This is a genomic window from Paraburkholderia tropica (genome assembly GCF_914484835.1).
In the GTDB taxonomy this organism is placed as follows: domain Bacteria; phylum Pseudomonadota; class Gammaproteobacteria; order Burkholderiales; family Burkholderiaceae; genus Paraburkholderia; species Paraburkholderia tropica_A.
Window position 1 is genome coordinate 13,268 of the sequence record NZ_CAJZAR010000056.1, and the last position, 20,960, is coordinate 34,227.

Annotated in this window: 17 protein-coding genes; 10 read left to right on the plus strand and 7 right to left on the minus strand. The window is 64.8% G+C overall.

The window, feature by feature from the left end:
• Window positions 1-149: 149 nt before the first annotated feature.
• Window positions 150-1,139 carry a ProQ/FINO family protein gene (locus tag LDO54_RS19050; protein ID WP_224012235.1) on the minus strand — a complete coding sequence of 330 codons (990 nt, stop codon included), beginning with the start codon at window positions 1,137-1,139 and terminating at the stop codon, window positions 150-152.
• Between the two features lie 280 nt (window positions 1,140-1,419).
• On the opposite strand from LDO54_RS19050, the gene LDO54_RS19055 reads away from it, so the two are divergent.
• Complete coding sequence (locus LDO54_RS19055) at window positions 1,420-2,211, plus strand: SDR family oxidoreductase (protein WP_224012236.1); 792 nt, start codon at window positions 1,420-1,422, stop codon at window positions 2,209-2,211.
• Between the two features lie 177 nt (window positions 2,212-2,388).
• On the opposite strand, the gene opgC is transcribed toward LDO54_RS19055, so the two are convergent.
• Window positions 2,389-3,480, minus strand: coding sequence for an OpgC domain-containing protein (opgC, locus tag LDO54_RS19060; protein WP_224012237.1), 1,092 nt, complete (start codon window positions 3,478-3,480; stop codon window positions 2,389-2,391).
• 506 nt (window positions 3,481-3,986) lie between these two features.
• Here opgC and LDO54_RS19065 point away from each other — a divergent pair.
• From LDO54_RS19065 to LDO54_RS19095, 7 genes are all read left to right on the plus strand, one after another.
• Complete coding sequence (locus LDO54_RS19065) at window positions 3,987-6,359, plus strand: bifunctional salicylyl-CoA 5-hydroxylase/oxidoreductase (RefSeq protein WP_224012238.1); 2,373 nt, start codon at window positions 3,987-3,989, stop codon at window positions 6,357-6,359.
• Between the two features lie 2 nt (window positions 6,360-6,361).
• The gene (locus LDO54_RS19070; RefSeq protein ID WP_436975628.1) at window positions 6,362-7,138 is read left to right on the plus strand and encodes an SDR family NAD(P)-dependent oxidoreductase; all 777 of its coding nucleotides are present in this window, start codon (window positions 6,362-6,364) and stop codon (window positions 7,136-7,138) included.
• The gene (locus LDO54_RS19075) at window positions 7,135-7,680 is read left to right on the plus strand and encodes a MarR family winged helix-turn-helix transcriptional regulator (RefSeq protein WP_224012240.1); all 546 of its coding nucleotides are present in this window, start codon (window positions 7,135-7,137) and stop codon (window positions 7,678-7,680) included. The genes LDO54_RS19070 and LDO54_RS19075 overlap by 4 nt, the downstream gene beginning before the upstream one ends.
• Before the next feature lie 79 nt (window positions 7,681-7,759).
• The gene (locus LDO54_RS19080; RefSeq protein ID WP_224012241.1) at window positions 7,760-8,617 is read left to right on the plus strand and encodes an enoyl-CoA hydratase family protein; all 858 of its coding nucleotides are present in this window, start codon (window positions 7,760-7,762) and stop codon (window positions 8,615-8,617) included.
• Window positions 8,618-8,619: 2 nt separating this feature from the next.
• Complete coding sequence (locus tag LDO54_RS19085) at window positions 8,620-9,819, plus strand: acyl-CoA dehydrogenase family protein (protein WP_224012242.1); 1,200 nt, start codon at window positions 8,620-8,622, stop codon at window positions 9,817-9,819.
• Between the two features lie 35 nt (window positions 9,820-9,854).
• A complete protein-coding gene (locus LDO54_RS19090; protein WP_224012243.1) occupies window positions 9,855-10,271 on the plus strand; it encodes a RidA family protein in 417 nt (138 codons plus the stop codon).
• Between the two features lie 85 nt (window positions 10,272-10,356).
• Window positions 10,357-11,994, plus strand: a complete 1,638-nt coding sequence (locus LDO54_RS19095; protein ID WP_224012244.1) for an AMP-binding protein — start codon at window positions 10,357-10,359, stop codon at window positions 11,992-11,994.
• 448 nt (window positions 11,995-12,442) lie between these two features.
• Here LDO54_RS19095 and LDO54_RS19100 read toward each other — a convergent pair whose 3' ends face one another.
• A complete protein-coding gene (locus tag LDO54_RS19100) occupies window positions 12,443-12,841 on the minus strand; it encodes an FKBP-type peptidyl-prolyl cis-trans isomerase (protein WP_224012245.1) in 399 nt (132 codons plus the stop codon).
• A gap of 182 nt (window positions 12,842-13,023) precedes the next feature.
• Here LDO54_RS19100 and LDO54_RS19105 point away from each other — a divergent pair, with 182 nt between their 5' ends.
• Window positions 13,024-13,479, plus strand: a complete 456-nt coding sequence (locus tag LDO54_RS19105) for a DUF1269 domain-containing protein (protein WP_224012246.1) — start codon at window positions 13,024-13,026, stop codon at window positions 13,477-13,479.
• A 141-nt stretch (window positions 13,480-13,620) separates the two neighbouring features.
• On the opposite strand, the gene LDO54_RS19110 is transcribed toward LDO54_RS19105, so the two are convergent.
• Window positions 13,621-14,415 carry a cytochrome c biogenesis CcdA family protein gene (locus LDO54_RS19110; protein WP_224012247.1) on the minus strand — a complete coding sequence of 265 codons (795 nt, stop codon included), beginning with the start codon at window positions 14,413-14,415 and terminating at the stop codon, window positions 13,621-13,623.
• 341 nt (window positions 14,416-14,756) lie between these two features.
• On the opposite strand from LDO54_RS19110, the gene LDO54_RS19115 reads away from it, so the two are divergent.
• A complete protein-coding gene (locus LDO54_RS19115; RefSeq protein WP_224012248.1) occupies window positions 14,757-15,320 on the plus strand; it encodes a thioredoxin family protein in 564 nt (187 codons plus the stop codon).
• Window positions 15,321-15,482: 162 nt separating this feature from the next.
• Here LDO54_RS19115 and LDO54_RS19120 read toward each other — a convergent pair whose 3' ends face one another.
• The 3 genes from LDO54_RS19120 to ydiK form a co-directional block, all read right to left on the minus strand.
• Window positions 15,483-16,526: an alpha/beta fold hydrolase gene (locus tag LDO54_RS19120; protein WP_224012249.1), complete on the minus strand. Its 1,044-nt coding sequence runs from the start codon at window positions 16,524-16,526 to the stop codon at window positions 15,483-15,485.
• Window positions 16,527-16,904: 378 nt separating this feature from the next.
• Complete coding sequence (locus tag LDO54_RS19125; RefSeq protein WP_290371112.1) at window positions 16,905-19,568, minus strand: ATP-dependent Clp protease ATP-binding subunit; 2,664 nt, start codon at window positions 19,566-19,568, stop codon at window positions 16,905-16,907.
• Window positions 19,569-19,847: 279 nt separating this feature from the next.
• On the minus strand, window positions 19,848-20,909 hold the full coding sequence (gene ydiK / locus LDO54_RS19130) for an AI-2E family transporter YdiK (protein WP_224012250.1): 1,062 nt from the start codon (window positions 20,907-20,909) through the stop codon (window positions 19,848-19,850).
• Between the last annotated feature and the right edge of the window lie 51 nt (window positions 20,910-20,960).

The following is a 20,960-nucleotide window of genomic DNA, read 5'->3' on the forward strand; positions in this document are numbered from 1 at the left end:
GGGGTGACCGTTGAACAGTCCGCTTCGAACGCCGGACCGGATGCCGCGCGCAGGCAGGCGTGCAGACGCGAAACCGGCGCGCGGAAGGGCGCGCCGGTTCGAGACCGCTAACCGGGATGGCCGCCCCGCTCAGACGGCGGCCGACGCGCTCAGGCGTTCGCGGCGGGCGTGTCGCCGTCCGCAGCCGGGGTGGCCGGTGCTTCGGGCGCAGCCGGTTCCACGGCTTGCGGCGCGGCTTCGGGCGCTTGCGCTTCGGTGGCCGCGGCCGCTTCGGCCGGAGCAACCGGAGCCGCCGGCTCAGCCGCTTGTTCGGCGGCGGGTGCTGCCGGTGCAGCCGCGTTCTGCGGCTTGGCTTGCGCCTCGGCCTTGGCCTTCTGGCGCGCGAGCGCCGCGTTGGCGCGGCCGACATGCGACGGATCGATGCCCGGGCCTTCCGACGCCGTGCCGTCCAGCTCGTAACGCGGGCCGCCCGCGGCCACGCGCTCGTGGTAACGCGGATGGTTCACGTGACGCTTGAGCACGGCGACGATCAGCGTGCGCTCGTAGTCCGGGTGCGCGGCGACCAGATCCTCGACGACACCGATCTTGAGCGGCAGACGCTCGCGGAAAGTCGGATAGAGCTTCGCGAAAACGTTCCAGACCGTGTTGAGCTGGCGATTGCGCTCGATGCGGGCCTTTTCGGCTTCGCTGAGGTTCGCCGCCGGTTGTTGCGCACGCGCCGGACGCTGACGATGCGGGCCGCGGCCCTCACCTTGCCCTTGCCCCTGGCGTGCGCCCTGACCTTGACGCTGCTCGCCGTCGCGCGGACCGCGCGGACGGCCCTGACCGCGGCCTTCCTGCGGCTTGCCGCCATCAGCGGCGCCCTCGGCGCGCTTGCCCTGCGGCTTGCCATGCGACGGACGCGGACCGCGCGCGCGCGCTTCCTCCGCGCCGGCCGGACGCGGACCCTTCGGGCCCTTGTGGCCCGGAGCACCCTGCCCACGACGCGGGCCCTGCGCGCCCTTGGGCGAGGACTTGCCTTGCGGCGACTGCGCCTGTTCTTCGGGCGGCTGTCCCGTGCCCATCCCCATGCTCTTCTTGATTTCGAGAAGACCATCCTTGAAGCTCAGGGTACGGCGTTGTTGCGTTGCGGCTTTCACGTCCAGCTCTCTTCCTTATTGGATCGGACGCTATGATACAGAATCGCGCGCAGCATTTCTGTCGCCGCGACTCGCCGATGCCACGCGCGTGCCGCTCGCAGCGCGAGCGAAGCGCTGGATCGCCTGCTAACGTGGCCTCCGCGAAAACCGGCCTTGCGTGCGAATCACCCTGTTTTTACGGGGTTTTTTGCGGATTTCCTCGCTTCGCACACGCACCGCGCCCCCATTTTTTCCGCCGCACGCGCCCCCGCGCGCATCGTGCGCTTTTTTTGTCACAAACATGAACGTTTCCTCGACTTCGCCTTCTTCGATCCGCGCCATCGTCACCGGACATTCACGCGGACTCGGCGCCGCGCTCGCCGAACTGCTGCTTGAGCGCCAGATCGACGTGCTCGGCGTGGGCCGCAGCGCGCATCCGACGCTCGCCGCACAGACCGCCGCAAAAGCTTCGGACCAAAGCGCCGCGCGTTTCGCCGAAACCGCCGTCGATCTCGCCGATCCCGCCGCCGTCGAGCGCTGGCTCGCCAGCGGCGCGCTGAGCGCATTCGCGCAAGGCGCGGATTGCGTGCTGCTGTTCAACAACGCAGGCACCGTCGACCCGATCGCGCCGCTCGGCGTACAGGACGCGGGCGCCATCGCCCGCGCGATCACGCTCAACGTCGCCGCGCCGCTGATGCTCGCCAACGCACTGGCCAGCGACGCCGGTTCGGGCCACGCCGCCTCGCGGCGCATCCTGCACGTCTCCAGCGGCGCCGCGCGCAACGCCTACGCGGGCTGGAGCGTTTATTGCGCGACCAAGGCCGCGCTCGATCATCACGCACGCGCGGTCGCGCTCGACGCGCCGCGCGGCGTGCGCATCTGCAGCGTCGCGCCCGGCGTGGTCGACACCGGCATGCAGGCGACGATCCGCTCCACGTCGGCGGACAACTTCCCGCAACGCGAACGATTCGAGCAATTGAAGCAGAACGGTCAGTTGGCGACGCCCGACCACGCGGCGCGTCTGTTGATCGACTACGCGCTGAGCGACGCCTTCGGCTCGACGCCAATCGCCGATGTACGCGAACTCGGCTGATTGCGCTATCGACTGCGCATGCTCCCGCAAACGCTCACCTTGACGGTCAAGGATGACGCGGGACCATAACCTGCAATGACGGGTTTCAGCGCAATTTCAGCGCGATGACGAGCCGCCTTGCGCGGCTCGTTTCCCATCGCTCCCGCAAACCCTCACCTTTGCCTTCACACAGCGCGATCAGGTGAGCGCCACGCGCGGACGCAACTCCGCTTTCAAACGACGCGCGCCGCCCGCGAGGATCAACAACGCGCCGATCGCCAGCACGTCACCGGCGAGACGGGCCGGCAAGATCGCCGAAACGTGCGTCGCGCGAATCAGCGTATCGACGGCGTTGGACACGAGCGCGCCGCCTACGAAGCACACGAGCCCCTGCTGCCCCACGCTCACGACGCCCGGCAAGCGCCGCGCGAGCCAGCCGATCCAGCCGAGTCGCACCGCTTGCGCGGCGAGCCACGCGACCGCGGCGAAACTCACGATGCGCAGGCTTGCGAGGTTCTGCTTCATATAGCCGGGCTGCGGCGTCACTTCGATAAAGAGCCGCACGACCGCGAACGCCACGACCAGCGTGATCGCGAGCACCGTGAGGAGCCGGCCGAGCCGCGAGATCTGGAACGCATCGGTCACCGGATAGAGGCGGCACAGCAGCCCGAGCAGGAACATCGCCTGCCACGCGAACGGATTGAACGGCCAGATCGAACCCGGCACCGTGGGCAAGAAACGCACGAGCCAGCATCCGGCGAACCATGTCGCGAAGCTGCCGAGCAGCACCAGATCGGGACGGCGGCGCGCCAGCGGCATGACGAGCGGCAGCATCAGCACCAGAATCACATAGAGCGGCAGCACGCCCGCGAGATACGGCTGATCGCGGAAGATCGCGATATTGCCGAGCATCGTGAACGGATGCGAGGTAAAGCGCAGAAAGCCCGTCTCCGCGACCAGCGGCGAATCCACACGCAGCGCGACGGCTGCCGCACCAGAAAGCAGCATCAACGCGGCGGCGCACAGATACGCGGCATAGATCTCGCGCCCGCGCCTCAAAAAGCGGCGATTGGCGGCTTCCGTGCCTTTGCGCGCGGCAATCGCGAGCCAGCTCGCGGCCGCCACGTAGCCGCTCACGAACACGAACACCTCGGCGGAGTCGCAATACGCGAACGTGTGCAGCATGCCGTGCGACAACACGCTGGAAGGAATGTGATCGAGTGCAATGGCGATCAGCGCGAAACCACGGAAAAAGTCGATTTCGATCGATCGCTTCGCTGTCTGGCTCATCAATGAAGACTCCCGTCGTCCCTGGCGGATGTGGCGATTGAGAAAGACGTCTCTGCTGGATGTGGCTGTCGATGACTACGCGAATGCTTTCATGAGGATGACTGACAGTTTCGATGCCGCTGCACGGCGCACGAAAAGCGCATGAAAATGCCGGGCATCCGAAAGCGCTTCGTAAAAACCGGTTCGTTTCATCGCTACACCATGCGAATTCGGTGCCAGCGCATGTCGAATCTTTCCTCGACATCCAGCATGGCACATCTGCGGTTGCGCACGCAGTTTCTCCCTCGACCGGCAAGGCCGCCGTAAGGATGCCGCGCGCCCCATGTCCGGGTTGACGCGCGATCGCGCGCGAGGTTCCGCCCAATGTGTTGCCGATGCCGCGACTTATGCGGCACGCATCCGCACGACATCCCGGCGAACCCTCCGCCATTCCGTCACGCTCAATTACTTGACACTTAAAATATTTAGACCTACATTAACCTCAAGGACTGACCACGGGAGCTAGCATGCGCATTGCCTGTATCGGCGGAGGGCCCGCCGGGCTGTACTTCGGCCTGTTGATGAAGCGCCGTCACCCCGACTACGAGATCACGGTAATCGAGCGCAACCGCCCGTACGACACCTTCGGCTGGGGCGTGGTGTTCTCGGACCAGACGCTCGGCAACCTGCGCGCGGCCGACCCGGAAAGCGCCGCCGATATTCTCGACGCCTTCAATCACTGGGACGACATCGAAATCCATTTTCGCGGCCGCTCGATCCGTTCGTCGGGCCACGGCTTTTGCGGCATCGGCCGCAAGCGTCTGTTGAATATTTTGCAGGCGCGCTGCGAGCAGCTCGGCGTGAAGCTCGTGTTCGAGACCCAGATGAGCGACGACGACGTGCAAAACGCCGACCTCATCATCGCGAGCGACGGCCTGAACAGCGCGACGCGCCAGAAATACGCCGCCACGTATCAGCCCGATATCGATTTGCGCGACTGCCGTTTCGTGTGGCTCGGCACGTCGAAACTGTTCGACGCATTCACGTTTGCATTCGAAGAAACGGAGCACGGCTGGTTTCAGGCGCACGCCTATCGTTTCGACGACAACACCTCGACCTTCATCGTCGAAGCGCCGGAGCACGTCTGGCGCGCGGCGGGCCTCGACGAAATGAGCAAGGAGGACAGCATCGCGTTCTGCGAAAAGCTGTTCGCGCGCTATCTCGACGGCCATGCGCTGCGCTCGAACGCCTCGCATCTGCGCGGTTCGTCGCAATGGATCCGCTTTCCGCGCGTCGTCAATCGCGAATGGGTGCACTGGAAAACCGGCAGCCAGGGCCAGCAAACGCCCGTCGTGCTGATGGGCGATGCCGCACACACGGCGCACTTCTCGATCGGATCGGGCACCAAGCTTGCGCTCGAAGACGCGATCGAACTCGCCAACAGCATGGACGCGCATCCGCACGATTTGCGCGCCGCGCTCGCGCATTACACGAGCGTGCGCAGCGTCGACGTGCTGCGCATTCAGAATGCCGCGCGCAATTCCACCGAGTGGTTCGAGCACGTCGACCGTTACGCGAAATTCGAACCCGAGCAATTCGCCTATTCGCTGCTCACGCGTTCGCAGCGCATTTCGCACGAGAATCTGCGCGATCGCGACGCGGCTTATCTCGGCGGTTTCGAAACATGGCTCGCGCAACGCGCGAATCCTGACGCCGCAATCGACGCGCGCCCCGTGCCGCCGATGTTCACGCCGTATCGCGTGCGCGGCGTGACGCTCAAGAATCGCGTCGTGGTCTCGCCGATGGCGCAGTATTCCGCGCAAGACGGCGTGGCCGGCGACTATCACCTCATGCATCTCGGCGCGCGCGCCATGGGCGGCGCGGGACTCGTGATGACCGAGATGACCTGCGTCTCGCCCGAAGCGCGTATCACGCCCGCCTGCCCCGGTCTGTACGCGCCCGAACATGTGACGGCGTGGAAGCGCATCGTCGATTTCGTGCACGCGCAGTCGGATGCGAAGATCGGCGTGCAGATCGGCCACTCCGGTGCGAAAGGCTCGACGCGCGTCGCGTGGGAAGGCATCGACCAGCCGCTCGACGATGGCAACTGGCCGCTCGTATCGGCGTCGCCGCAACAATATCTGCGCGGCGTGAGCCAGTGGTCGCATGCCGCGAGCGCCGACGAACTGCGCGAGATCGAAGCGCAATTCGTGCGCTCGACGCAAATGGCCGTCGAAGCCGGTTTCGACTGGCTCGAACTGCACTGCGCACACGGCTATCTGCTCTCCAGTTTTCTCTCGCCGCTCACGAATCAGCGCGAGGACGACTATGGCGGCTCGCTCGACAACCGCCTGCGTTATCCGCTGCAAATCTTCAGTGCGATTCGCGCCGTGTGGCCGCAAGACAAGCCGATTTCGGTGCGCATTTCGGCGCATGACTGGGTCGAAGGCGGCATCACGCCCGACGACGCCGTCGCGATCGCACGCGCGTTCAAGGCGGCGGGCGCCGACATGATCGACGTGTCCTCGGGCCAGGTGAGCAAGGACGAAAAACCCGTGTATGGCCGCATGTTCCAGACGCCGTTCGCGGATCGCGTGCGCAACGAAGCGGGCATCGCCACCATCGCCGTGGGCGCGATCTCGGAGGCCGACCACGTGAACGGCATCATCGCGGCGGGCCGCGCTGATCTGTGCGCGGTGGCTCGCCCGCATCTCGCGAATCCGGCGTGGACGCTCAACGAAGCCGCGAAGATCGGTTATTTCGATGTGATGTGGCCGCATCAATACACGGCCGCGAAGAATCAACTCGAACGCAACATCGAACGCGAGCGCGCCGCAGCTGCTGCTGCCGCAGGTCTGTCGCCGCTCGAACGCGCACAACGCGCGGAAGGCACGGTATGAGCATGAACGACGCATTGCATCAACGTCACGCCGTCGTCACGGGTGGCGGCAGCGGCATCGGCGCCGCCACCGCCAAGGCGCTGCTGCACGCGGGCGCGCGCGTCACGCTGATGGGCCGCGACATGGCGAAGCTCGAAGCGCAGCGCGACACGCTCGGCGGCGGCGAGAACATCGCCTGCGTGAGCGTCGATGTCGCCGACGAAGCCGCCGTGAACGACGCATTCGCGCGCGCGGTACAGGCACTCGGCGACATCGACATCCTCGTGAACAACGCGGGTCAGGCCACCGCCTCGCCGTTCACGCAAACCGATCTCGCGCTCTGGAAGCGCATGCTCGACGTGAATCTCACGGGCGCGTTTCTCTGCACGCGCGCCGTGCTGCCCGCGATGCTCGCGCGCAAGCACGGGCGCATCGTGAACGTCGCGAGCACGGCGGGCCAGGTCGGCTATCCGTATGTGGCTGCGTATTGCGCCTCGAAACACGGCGTAATCGGCATGACGCGCGCGCTCGCGCTCGAAGTTGCCACACAAGGCGTGACCGTGAACGCGGTCTGCCCCGGCTACACGGAAACCGAACTTTTACAGGCTTCTCTTGCGCAGATCACGCGTAAGACCTCGCGCAGCGAGGCCGAGGCGCGTAGCATCCTCGTGCGCCACAATCCGCAGCAGCGCTTCGTCACACCGGACGAAGTCGCCAACGCCGTGTTGTGGCTGTGCGCGCCCGGATCGTCCGCGATCACCGGGCAATCGATATCCGTTTCTGGTGGAGAAATTACATGACCCTGCCCGCCCGCAAGACGGCAGCCGCGAAGTCGCCGCGCAAAGGCGTTGCGCAGCCCGCGGACAATGTCGTCGACATGGAGATGAGCACGGGCACCGACAGCCACATGGGCCTGCGTCTGTGGCTGCGCCTGCTCACCACGACGAACCTCGTGCAAGCCGAATTGCGCCGCCGTCTGCGCAGCGAATTCGACACGACGCTGCCGCGTTTCGATCTGATGGCGCAGCTCGAACGTCATCCAGAAGGACTCCGAATGACCGAACTGTCGCGCCGTCTGATGGTGACGGGCGGCAACGTCACGGGCATCACGGATCAGCTCGAAAAAGAAGGCCTCGTCGTGCGCGACGCCGACCCGGACGACCGCCGCTCGATCGCCGTGCGGCTCACGCCCGAAGGCCGTGCCGCATTCGATCGCATGGCGGTCGCGCACGAGCAATGGGTGGTGGAAATGCTGGGTGGCCTCTCGCTCGACGAAAAGTCGAAGATGCATGACCGGCTCGGCAAACTCAAGCAGCATCTGCGCGACAGTTTGCCGGGCTGAGCGAACGGCGCAATCAAGACGCCGCCGCGACGCTCGCATTCACCCGGATTTCAAGCAGGATTCAGGAAGGAGACAGACCTTGACGACAGAACGTTCGAGCGCCGACGCGCTCCTCGCGGGCAACCGCGTCACGCTCGCCGGTTACGAGGCGAAGCACTTCGGCTGGTCGGTCGAAGACCGCGTTGCGACGATCACGCTGAATCGCCCTGAGCGCAAAAATCCGCTCACGTTCGAATCGTATGCGGAACTGCGCGACCTGTTCCGCCAACTCGCCTACGCGACCGACGTGAAGGCCGTCGTGCTGCATGGCGCGGGCGAGAACTTCTGTTCGGGCGGCGACGTGCACGACATCATCGCGCCGCTCATCGATTTGCCGATGCCCGAACTGCTGATGTTCACGCGCATGACCGGCGACCTCGTGAAAGCAATGCGTCATTGCCCGCAACCGATCATCGCCGCCGTCGATGGCGTCTGCGCGGGCGCGGGCGCGATCCTCGCGATGGCCTCCGACATGCGTTACGGCACCGCACGCAGCAAGCTCGCGTTCCTGTTCACGCGCGTGGGCCTCGCCGGTTGCGACATGGGCGCATGCGCGATCCTGCCGCGCATCATCGGTCAGGGACGCGCCGCCGAACTCCTCTACACGGGACGCTCGGCAAGCGGCGAAGAAGGCCACGCATGGGGCTTCTACAACCGCCTGTGCGACCCCGCCGAACTGCTCGCCAACGCACGGAAACTCGCCGCCGATCTTGCTTCCGGCCCGACCTTCGCGCACGGCATCACCAAGACGATGTTGCATCAGGAATGGACCATGAGCATCGACGAAGCGATCGAATCCGAAGCGCAGGCGCAGGCGATCTGCATGGCGACGCGCGACTTCGGCCGCGCTTACGACGCGTTTGCCGCGAAGACGCGTCCGGTTTTCAAGGGAGATTGAGCGTGAACGCACCGGCTGAAACCCATCTGCACGACGCGCTCGCGTGGCCGTTTTTCGAGGACCGTCACCGCGCGCTCGCGAAAGGCGTGGAAGCGTGGGCGCGCGAGCATCTCACGCACGTTTCGCACGATAACGTCGACGACACCTGCCGCAAGCTCGTGCGTCAACTCGGCGAAGCGGGCTGGCTGCGCTATGGCGTGGGCGGCACTGCTTACGGCGGCCACGGCGATACCATCGACACGCGCGCCGTTTGCCTGCTGCGCGAAACGCTCGCAAAACATTCGGGTCTCGCCGACTTCGCGCTCGCGATGCAGGGCCTCGGCTCGGGCGCGATCTCGCTCGCGGGCAACGACGCGCAGAAGTCGCGCTACCTGCCGCGCGTGGCGAAGGGCGAAGCAATTGCCGCCTTCGCGCTCTCCGAACCGAACGCGGGCTCGGACGTCGCCGCGATGGCACTGGCCGCGCGCGACGAAGGCGATCATTACGTGCTCGACGGCGAGAAAACGTGGATCTCGAACGGCGGCATCGCCGACTTCTATGTGGTGTTCGCACGCACAGGCGAAGCGCCGGGCGCACGCGGCATCAGCGCGCTGATTGTCGATGCCGATACGCCGGGGCTCGACATCGCCGAACGTATCGACGTGATCGCGCCGCATCCGCTCGCGCGCTTGCGCTTCACGGGCGCGCGCGTCAAGAAAAGCCAGTTGCTCGGCGCGCCCGGCGAAGGCTTCAAGATCGCCATGCGCACGCTCGATATTTTTCGCACCTCGGTCGCCGCCGCGTCGCTCGGTTTCGCGCGCCGTGCGATGGCCGAAGGGCTCGCGCGCGCCGCGTCGCGCACGATGTTCAATCAGACGCTCGGCGACTTCCAGCTCACGCAGGCCAAGCTCGCGCAGATGGCGCTGACGATCGACAGCAGCGCCCTGCTCGTCTATCGCGCGGCGTGGCTGCGCGATCAGGGCGAAAGCGTTACGCGCGAAGCCGCGATGGCGAAATGGCATGCGAGCGAAGGCGCGCAGCAAGTCATCGACGCCGCCGTGCAGCTTTGGGGCGGCATGGGCGTGCAAAGCGGCAACGTGGTCGAGTCGCTGTATCGCGAGATTCGCTCGCTGCGCATCTACGAAGGCGCGACCGAAGTGCAGCAGTTGATCGTCGGCCGCGATCTGCTCAAGTCGTATCACGCCGAACACCCGGCGTCGTGATGCGCGCTGAACCACTCAACGAACGCGAAAAACCCATGAAAAAAGCCCTTCTTCCCGCAGGCTGGATCAAGCCGCGCGGTTACGCGAACGGCGTCGCCGCGCGCGGCACGCAGGTTTTTATCGCCGGCCAGATCGGCTGGGACGAAAACGCAAAATTCACGAGCCGCGAATTCGGCGCGCAAGCCGTGCAGGCGCTGCGCAACATCGTGGCCGTGCTCGACGCCGCGGGCGGCAAGCCGGAACATCTCGTGCGCATGACGTGGTACGTGACCGACAAGCAGGAATACCTGGCATCACTAAAGGAAATCGGCGGGGCGTTTCGCGATCTGATCGGCGACTACGACATCGCGATGAGCGCGATACAGGTCGTCGCGCTCATCGAAGACGAAGCGAAAGTCGAGATCGAGGCGACCGCCGTGATTCCCGACGACGCGCGACTTAGCCACGCATAGCGCGCAGCGAATCTCATATCAAGGAGCGCGCCAGGAATACGCATAAAACGCGCGCCAGTCTGTTCAGACCGAAGCCGGAGACACCATGCAACCGACCGCTCACGTCGATACTTTCGCACGCGATCATTTGCCGCCCGAATCGCAATGGCCCGCGCTGCTGCTCGACAATCCCGATGTTGCCTATCCGGCGCGCCTGAATTGCGCGGCCGAGTTGCTGGACCGCGCGATCGAGGCCGGACACGGCGCGCGTCCGGCGATCTGGTCCGAAGTCGACGGACAGCCGCAGGCGACCACCTATGCGCAATTGCGCGAGCTGGTCGACCGCAGCGCGCACGTGCTCGTCGACGAGATGAAGTTGCAGCCCGGCAACCGCGTGCTGCTGCGCGGACCGAACACGCCGCAGATGGCGGTCGCGATGCTCGCCGCGCTCAAGGCCGGTCTCGTGGTGGTGCCGACGATGCCGCTGCTGCGCGCGAAAGAACTCAAGCAGATTATCGACAAGGCGAATATTCGCGCGGCGCTTTGCGATGTGCGGCTCGCCGACGAACTCGCGCGCTGCACCAATTCCGCCGACGAATACTTCTGCGCGGCTCTCGAACAGGTGCGCTACTTCCACGACGACGCGCCAGATAGCCTCGAAACGCTCGCAGCGGACAAGCCCGCGCAATTCACGGCGTGCGACACCGCAAGCGACGACGTCTGCCTGATCGCGTTTACGAGCGGCACCACGGGCACGCCGAAGGGCTGCATGCATTTCCATCGCGACGTGCTCGCGATGTGCGATCTGTTCCCGCGCCACATCCTCAAGCCCACGGCCGACGACGTGTTTTGCGGCACGCCGCCGCTCGCGTTCACATTCGGGCTCGGCGGCATTCTGTGCTTTCCGCTGCGCGTGGGCGCGTCGACCGTGCTGATCGAAAAGCTGACGCCTGCCCTGCTGCTGCAAACGATCGAGAAATTCCGCGCGACCATCGTCTTCACAGCGCCTACGTTCTATCGGCAGATGGCGCCGCTTGTGAAAGACGCGGATATCTCCAGTCTGCGCCAGACGGTCTCGGCCGGCGAGGCGCTGCCGCCCACCACGCGCGAGTTGTGGCGCGAGGCGACGGGCATCGAGATGATCGACGGCATCGGCGGCACTGAGATGATCCACATTTTCATTTCCTCGGCGGGTAGCGAGGTGCGGCCCGGTTCGATCGGCCGCGCAGTGCCGGGCTATGTCGTGCAGGCGCTCGACGATGCACTGCAACCGGTGCCGCCCGGCACGACAGGCAATCTCGCAGTGCGCGGCCCGACGGGCTGCCGCTATCTGGCCGACGAGCGGCAACTGAAGTTCGTGCGCGACGGCTGGAATCTGCCTGGCGATGCGGTGTCCATCGACGCCGATGGCTACGTGTTCTACCAGGCGCGCGCCGACGACATGATCGTTTCCTCGGGATACAACATCGCGGGCCCGGAAGTCGAAACCGTGCTGATGCAGCACCCTGCCGTGTCCGAATGCGGCGTGACGGGCGTGCCGGATGAGGTGCGCGGCCAGGTGGTGAAGGCGTTCGTCGTGCTGAAACCCGGCTTCGACGGCGACGACGCGATGGTGGCCGAGTTGCAGAACTTCGTGAAAGCGGCTGTGGCGGCGTACAAGTATCCGCGGTTGATCGCGTTTATCGACGCTTTGCCGCGAACGGAGACGGGGAAGCTCAAGCGCGCCGTTTTACGGACGATGTGACGGGCTTTGGCGGATTGGTTGGATCGTGAGGGGCGACACGCGTGAGCGTGTCGCTTTTTTGCGGGTTTGCGTTCCTGAACATGCGGGCTGGGCGCGGAGTTTTCTCGGTTTCCGATCGGAATCTCAGTAAATAGCAAGTATTACAACGTAAACCGTTAGATATTTAACGTTATGCGCATCTATATTTGACATTATTCATATAATGTTTGGATCCAGGCGTGCAAAGTCATCTGAATCCACTTCACGCCCGCGCAGACGCAAAATAGCGATAAATTCCCCGAAACCACCCTCACCCCAAGCACTCAGGCAGCAGGATCAAGCCCGCAATTTACTTCGCGATCCTTATTATTGAACCCAAAACAACGCCTCACATCGCACCTGCCGCGCCCGCAGCCGCACGCAAAAACCAGGCGAGGGACTCCCCTCGCCCGGCGTCAATCGGCTTAACTTATTGCTGAATTCCGAGCAGTTCCACTTCGAACGTCAAATCGCTGTTCGGCGGGATCGGGCCCACGGCGCGGTCGCCATATGCCGTTGCTGCGGGGCAGGTCAGCTTGGCCTTGCCGCCGACCTTCATCGTCTGCAGACCTTGCGTCCAGCACGGAATCACGCGGCCGAGCGGGAACGTCGCCGCACCACCGTGCTTGGCCGAGCTGTCGAATTCGGTGCCGTTCGCAAGCGTGCCGCGATAGTTCACGCGCACGACGTCGTTGACGGTGGGCTGCGGGCCGGTGCCTTGCTTGATCTGCTCGACGATCACGCCCGACGGCAGTTTCTGGACGTTATCGGCGGCGAACGCGGTCGTTGCGACGGTGGCGGTGGCAAGCAGAGCGATAAGTAGTTTCATGCGATGTCCTCGTTGAGTAGCGCACCGATTATATCGGCCTCACATTTCGCGTTCATTTCGCCGCCCTGCAGCATGCCTGTCGCCTCGCTTGTCACCGCGCTTGTCGCCCCGAATTCCCCACTGGCGCGGCGATGCCGATTGACTATCTTTAGAGCATCGCCTCATCGCGCGGGAGCAGGACCATGACTCAGGAATTACTCGTTGCGACCTTCGATACGCTGGACTCCGCGCAGCGCGCCGCCCGCGACTTCAAAAATTTCGAAAAGGATGGCGTGGGTCTGAAGATCGAAAGCGGCGTCATGGTCCAAAAACACGCAGACGGCAAATGCACGGTCCTCGACCAGTACACACACGCCTACTGGGGCACGGTCGTCGGCGCGGTCACGGGCGGACTGATCGGTTTGCTCGGCGGCCCGGTGGGCGCGCTCGCGGGCATGACCGTCGGCGCGGGTGCGGCGCTCGGCGGCCGCGCGGTCGAAAGCCTGCTCGACACCAAGCTGACGCAATCCATCGAAGCCGAATTGAAGCCCGGCAGCGTCGCGCTCATTCTCGAAGCCAAAGAGGAATCGACCACTGAAGTCGACGAAGTCGTCCACGGCTACGGCGGCACCCTCTTTCGCCAGAAATTGGCCTGGTGAGATGAGCCACTGGCGCGACGCTCAGGACGACGACAACGGGCTCGCGTCGCCGAGCGCCGCGCGTTCGTCCGCGTTCATGCTCGCTCTCCAGATCGAGGGGCTGCCTCGATAGCATCGAACGCGGCGCGAACTTCACGCGTTTCAGCCTGGCGTCGCCACGGACTGGGCATTCGACTGAACATTCTGCTGAACCTGGCGCGAACCATGCGTGGCCGATCCAATCGACGCGGTCAGGCGGCTTTCCAGGCTGGTCGTCGGCGCGCCGGGCAGCAGCGCGAGCACCCGCGTGTCCACGCCCGATGCGATTGCGGCCACCGTCACCAGCACGAGCGCGCCCATCGCACGGCGCAGCCATTCGCCCAGACCGAGCGAGCGCTTGAGCGCATCCATCGCGCGGCGGCCGAGGCTTGCGGCAATCGCCAGCGAACACGCGGCGCCGAGTGCGTAGGCCGCGAGCGCGCCCCACGTCTGCCAGGTCACGCCGTGGCGTGCCGCGCCCGTGAGAATCAGGCCGAGGATCGGGCCGGCGCACGGCGCCCAGAGCAGCCCCGTCGCTGCGCCCAGCAACACCGACGAGCCGATCTGCCCGAGCGCGCCGTCGCCTTGCGAATGTGCCATGAAGCGGTCGGCGAGCGCGGTGAGCGGACGCGTCAGCCGCGTCGCCAGCGCGGGCAGCAACAAGGCCGCGCCGAACACACCGAACAGCGCCAGCGCGAACCAGCGCCCGTATTCGCTCAGTTCCGCCGCGCCGTTCAGGCCGGCTGCGCCGAGTCCGGTGAGCAACGCAAACGTACCTGCGAGCCCGAGCAGCAACGGCAGACGGTCGGTCAGGAACGGCCGGTCGGAACGCGCGAACACGAACGGCACGACCGGCAGAATGCAGGGACTCAACACGGTGAATGCCCCGCCGACGAAAGCGATAACGATGAGCAACATGATTCGGACTCCCAATATCGTGCGTTTGAAATCGATAAACACTTCAGCGCGAGCCGCGCTTCGTGCATGAACCGTATTCAAACGCCCGCGTGTATCGGGCAAATGTCGGGCGAATGCGATATCGAATCGGCATGTATCGCGCGCCGCTGGAGATACACGCCGATACAGGCGCAAACCGCGTGTGCAGCGAAGCGGCGCGGCCAATACCGCGTTTTTGTATGCCAATGTGTACGCCCATGGCGACGATACATGGCGATTCACGCGAGCCCATGACGAGACACGCGCCAGATACGTGTGCGCGTTTCAATACGTTCGCACCCTCACCAAAAGGAGAACTCGTCATGCTCAACCGACTCAAGATTGCCGCCGTCGCGGCAGGACTCGTCGCCACCGCTGCATTTGGCGCTTTTGCATCCGCGCAGGATTCCGGCGTCGAGCCGTCCGCGATCAAGACCGGCGCGCCCGCGCCCGATTTCACCGGCATCGATACGTGGCTCAACAGCCCGCCGCTCGATCTCAAGCAATTGCGCGGCAAGCCTGTGCTGGTCGAATTCTGGACTTTCGACTGCATCAATTGCGCACACACGATTCCGTATGTGAAGGACTGGTACGCGAAATACCACGACAAGGGCCTCGTGGTGGTTGGCGTGCATACGCCCGAATATGGCTTCGAACGCAATACGGCGAACCTGAAGAAAGCGATCGGGCAATACGGCATCAAGTATCCGGTCGCGCAGGATAATCGTTACGCGACGTGGAATGCTTACGGCAATCAATACTGGCCTGCGCTGTACTTGATCGATCAGAACGGCAAGCTCGTGTACACGCACTTCGGCGAAGGCAATTACGACGATACCGAGCACCAGATTCGCACGCTGCTCGGCCTCGACGCCAAGCACGGTTAATCGACTGATCGCGCCGGATCGTAAAACGGTCCGGCGCATGAAAAATGGCGTGCAGTTAAAAACTGCACGCCATTTTTTTCAGCCCGATTCGCAGGGACCAAAACGAAAGGACGAAAAAAAGCGCGCCGTGTGGCGCGCTTTCTCATTCGGCGATGCGTCCGGTCAAAGATGCGTGACCTGCAGAATCGCTTCGGCGAATTCCTTGGGCGCTTCCTGCGGAAGATTGTGGCCGATGCCGCCCGTCAAATTGCGGTGCAGATATTTGCCCGTGAACTTCTTCGCATACGCTTCCGGCGCCGGATGCGGCGCGCCATTCGCGTCGCCTTCCATCGTGATGGTCGGCACGGAGATATTCGGCGCAGCGGCCAGGCGCTGTTCGAGACCGTCGAGACGCGCTTCGCCCTGCACCAGACCGAGACGCCAGCGATAGTTATGAATCACGACCGCCACGTGATCGGGATTCTGGAACGAAGCCGCCGAACGCTCATAAGTCGCGTCGTCGAAATTCCATTTCGGCGAGGCAAGTTGCCAAATCAGCTTGTTGAAACCGTCACGGTTCTGCGCGTAACCGAGTTCACCGCGCTCGGTCGTGAAATAGAACTGATACCACCACTGCAATTCCGCTTTCGGCGGCAGCGGATTCTTGTTCGCCGCCTGGCTGCCGATCAGATAACCGCTCACGGAAACCAGACCCTTCACGCGCTCGGGCCACAGCGCGGCGATCGTGTCGGCCGTGCGTGCGCCCCAGTCGTAGCCGCCCAGCACGGCCTGATCGATCTTGAGCGCATCCATCAGCGCAATGATGTCCACGGCGGTCACCGCCTGCTGGCCGTTGCGCGGCGTGTCCGCCGAGAGAAAGCGCGTGCTGCCGTAGCCGCGCAGATACGGCACGATCACGCGATAGCCCGCGGCGGCGAGCATCGGCGCCACTTCCACATAGCTGTGAATGTCGTACGGCCAGCCGTGCAGCAGCAGCACGGGCGTGCCGTTCTTCGGACCGGCTTCCGCATAGCCGACGTTGAGCACGCCCGCATCGATCTGCTTGATCGGCCCGAACGACGCACCGCTGCCGGTCCGCGTGTTACCGGCCGTCTGGTTCGACGATTGCGCGTGCGCGAGGCTGCTCAGCCCCAGATCCGCGAGGCTGAAACTCGCGAGCGTTGTACCGAGAATACGGCGACGGCGGACATTGACGGGATCGGACATGAGCCCACTTCTCCTGGTTGTCTTCTGAAAAGGCCCGCGCCGGAATCGGCACGGTTGCTCGAATTCGCCGTCCTATGCGGATCGGACGATCGCAGGCGCGGCGGCAGAAAAACGCTTCAGAGGATTTATAGCGGAATCGCGTGCGCGCTTTGTATCCCAATGTGTCTGTCTGGAAGACGTACACAAAACAAATCAATTTGGACCGAAAGCGTGGTGCGGGCACGACGCGGCGCGCCGGTTTCCGGACACGGCCGGCCCACCGCCGTACAAAAGTTTCCGAACGGAAATCGAGAAAACAATCGGCAAACCGATCGAGCCAACTTCTGGCCGATGACACGTCCGCCAGGCAGGACGCCTCATCGGCCAGTCACACGGCGGCTAGGACTGCGCCGCGAACTCGATATGGCGCTGCGCCTTGTCGTAACGGCACACGACCTTCGCGCCTTCCTTCACCTCCCCCTTGAGCATTTCCTTGGCGAGTTCGTTTTCGATGGCCTGCTGAATCTGGCGCTTCAGTTCGCGCGCGCCATATTCGGGCCGATAACCTTCAGCCGCAAGAAAATCGACCACACTCTCGTCAAAACTCAGATCGATATCCTGGCTGCGCGCCATGCGTTGCACCTGTTCGAGTTGCAGGCGCACGATCGAACGCAATTCGTCGTCGGAGAGCGGCTGGAAAACGATGATGTCGTCGATACGATTGAGAAACTCCGGGCGGAAATGCTGGCGCAATTCGCCGAGCACCGCACTCTGCATCGACGCATCGGCGCTCGTGAGAAAGCCCGGACCCGAACGCTTCTGCCCCGAGACCACGTCCGAGCCGAGATTGCTCGTCGCGATCACCACGGTATTGCTGAAATCGACCACGCGGCCCTTGCCGTCGGTGAGTCGGCCATCGTCGAACACCTGTAGCAGCACGTTATACACGTCGGGATGGGCCTTCTCGATCTCGTCGAGCAGGATCACGCAGTACGGGCGGCGGCGCACGCGCTCGGTCAGTTGCCCGCCCTCGTCGTAGCCCACGTAGCCCGGCGGCGAGCCGATCAGGCGCGACACCGCGTGGCGCTCCATGTACTCGCTCATGTCGATGCGCACGATGGCATCCTCGTCGCCGAACACGACTTCGGCCAGCGCCTTCGCGAGTTCGGTCTTGCCCACGCCCGTCGGGCCAAGGAACAGAAACACGGCGGTCGGCCGCCGGCCACGGCGCAAACCGGCGCGCGAGCGGCGCACCGCGTCGCTGACCGCAACGATCGCCTGATCCTGGCCGATCACGCGCTCGTGCAGACGCTGCTCCATTTCGAGCAGACGCGTGCGTTCTTCCGCCGTGAGCTGCGTAACCGGCACGCCGGTGAGCTTCGACACGATCTCGGCGACCTGCTCCGTCGTCACGTCGGACGTGACCGAACCGAGCTGGCCTTTCCATGCGCTCGTGGCGTCGGCGAGCGATTTTTCTTTCTCGGCGATGGGGTCGTCGAGCGCGTGCGCGCGCTCGAAATTCTTGCGCGTGGCCGCGTAGTCCTGCTCGCGTTTGAGCTGCGCGAGTTCGGATTCGAGTTCGAGAATCGCAGCGGGCCGCGAGGTCGCCGAAAGATGCACGCGCGCGGCCGCCTGATCGATCAGATCGATCGCCTTGTCGGGCAAAAAGCGGCCGGTGATATAGCGGTCGGACAATTCGGCGGCGGACACGAGCGCGTCGTCGCGAATGGTCACATGATGATGGACTTCGAGTTTATCGCGCAGCCCGCGCAGAATATTGATGGTCTGATCGACGCTCGGCTCGGCCACGAACACCGGCTGAAACCGCCGTTCGAGCGCGGCGTCCTTCTCGATGTACTTCTGATACTCCGAAAGCGTGGTCGCGCCGATCAGGTTCAACTCGCCGCGCGCCATCGCGGGCTTGAAGACGTTCGCGATATCGAGCCCGCCTTCGTTGCCGCCTTGCCCCGCGCCCACGATCATGTGCACTTCGTCGATAAAGAGCACGAGCGTCTCGCGCTGCGCGTTGATTTCCTCCATCACGCCCTTCACGCGCTCCTCGAATTCGCCGCGATATTTCGCGCCCGCGATCAGGCCGTTCACGTTCAGTTCGACGAGCCGTCTGCCGCGCAGCGACTCCGGCACGTCGCCGCTCAACATGCGCTGCGCGAGTCCTTCGGCGATGGCGGTCTTGCCCACGCCCGGCTCGCCGATCAGCACCGGATTGTTCTTGCGGCGGCGCGCGAGCACTTCGACCACGGTTTCGATTTCGCTCGACCGGCCGATCACGGGATCGAGCTTGCCCTCGCTCGCGAGCGCGGTGAGATCGCGGCTGTATTGATCGAGTTGCGGCGTGGGACTCGGCGCCTTCGCGGCGGGCTGCTCGCGCTTATCGCCCTGCGCTTCGACGAGACGTTGCAGCACCTTTTGCGGCGTCACGCCATAGCGCCCCAGCAGGTGGCCCGCGAAACTTTCGGGCACCTGCGTGAGACCGAGCAGCAGATGCTCGGGCGCGACATAGCTGTGGCCCAGTTCGCGCGACGCAAGGAACGCGCGATCGAGCGCCCCTTTGAGGCGCGGCGACACCGCGATGCGCGCTTCGTCGGGCGCGGCGACTGCTTCGCGCTTTTGCGCGTTGGCGTCGATGAACGCGCGCACGTCGTCGGGCTCGATGCCGAGGCGCTTGAGCATGGCCGCGCCCGCGTCGTTGTCCGCGAGTTCATACAGCAGGTGTTCGGTATCGACTTCGCGGCGGCCGAACTGCACCGCGCGTTCGGCGGCGCGTTGCAGCAATTCGCGCGCCGTGTCGCTGAAATAGCGCTCGACGATCGCACCGTCACCGGCTTCCATGGTCTGCGGCGCGGGTGGCGCCGTGGGATCGCCCTGTGCCTGCTGCGCGCCGCGAAACAGCGCTTCGAGCGGGCTCACGGTGCGCTGATGGCGCGTGAGCTGCGCGTAGTGATAATCGCAGACGTCGAGATAACGCCGCCTGCCGTCCTGCAACACGGCTACCCGCACGGTCGCGGGACGCACGCCGCAAATGTCGCAGTTGAACTGAGCCATTTCCCCTCCTCGATAGCGGTGCGCCGCGCGAAGCCACGCGTGCGTCGCCGAAGAAAGGGACGACGGGTGAGGCGCATCGGACGCAAGAAAATGCGCGTCAACGCGAGTGACGGTACTCAGGCACCGACGCGTAGAACGCAAGAGCCAAGCGAAGTCCAGCCGTCATCCTAACGTCGAATCGTGCGGCGTGTTGCCAGGCTGCCGCGCCCGCAGCGAGCCGCGCGATTAAGACGAATATCGTCTTGATCTGCGGAGGTCGGTGGAGAGCGTCGGCGGGCATCAGGCGCTGGGCGTCGGCGTCTTGTTGATCCAGGCCGTCAGCAAAGTGGAAGACACGGCGAGTATCACCGGCCCGATGAACAGGCCGACGATGCCGAACGCGAACAGCCCGCCGAGCACGCCGGAGAGGATCAGCAGCATCGAGAGGTTCACCCCGCGCCGGATCAGCACGGGGCGCACGAAGTTGTCGAGCATCGCCACCATCACGGACCAGATCGCGAGCAGGATCGCCGCGATGTTCGCGTCGTGCACGAACAGCCAGACGACACCGCCGATCAGCGGCAGGCCCGGCCCGATCTGCGCGAGGCAGAGCATCAGCAGCACGGCGGTCAGCACGCCCGCGCCGGGCACGCCGGCCACCGCGAGGCCGATGCCGCCGAGCGCCGATTGCAGCACCGCCGTCACGACGATGCCGAGCGCGACCGCGCGTATCGAAGCACCCGCGAGCTTCACGGCTTCCGCGCCGTGAGCCGGCGCGACGCGCGCGGCGAAGCGCACGACATAGGCGGCCGCTTTCTCGCCCTGCATATAGAGCAGGCCGGTGATGATCACCGTGATGAACATGTGGATCACGAACACGCCCACCGACGCCGCATGGCTGATGAGCCAGTGCGCCGCGATCGACGCGTAAGGTTCGAGCTGCGCGAGCAGGCCGCCGGGACCGGCGTCGGAGAACGACTGCCACTTTTCGGCCACGCGCGCGCCGACCATCGGCACGTCGTGGACCCAGGTGGGCGGCGGCGGCAGCGCGTAGTCGGGCAGCTTGCGGATCAGGTCCATGATCTCGGCGCCATGCGCGGCGAGCGTGGAGATCGCTTCGTAAAGCGGCAGCACGATCACCACCAGCAGGATCAGCAGCATGCAGAGCATGGCGAGCCAGCGCCGCTTGCAGCGCCGCTCGACGGCGAGCATGGCGGGCCAGGTGGCGACGACGATGGTGGTCGCCCAGATCAGCCCGGGCAGGAACGGGCGCATGACGTAGAGGCTGCCGACCGTCAACGCGCAGAGGATCGCGACGACAAACAGCACGCGAGCAATATCCGGCTGGTCTTGCGGCTTCACGGGGTTCTCCTCGCGGCGGGTGCGCCGCGCGCGTCGTCAGGGGCTTGGGGA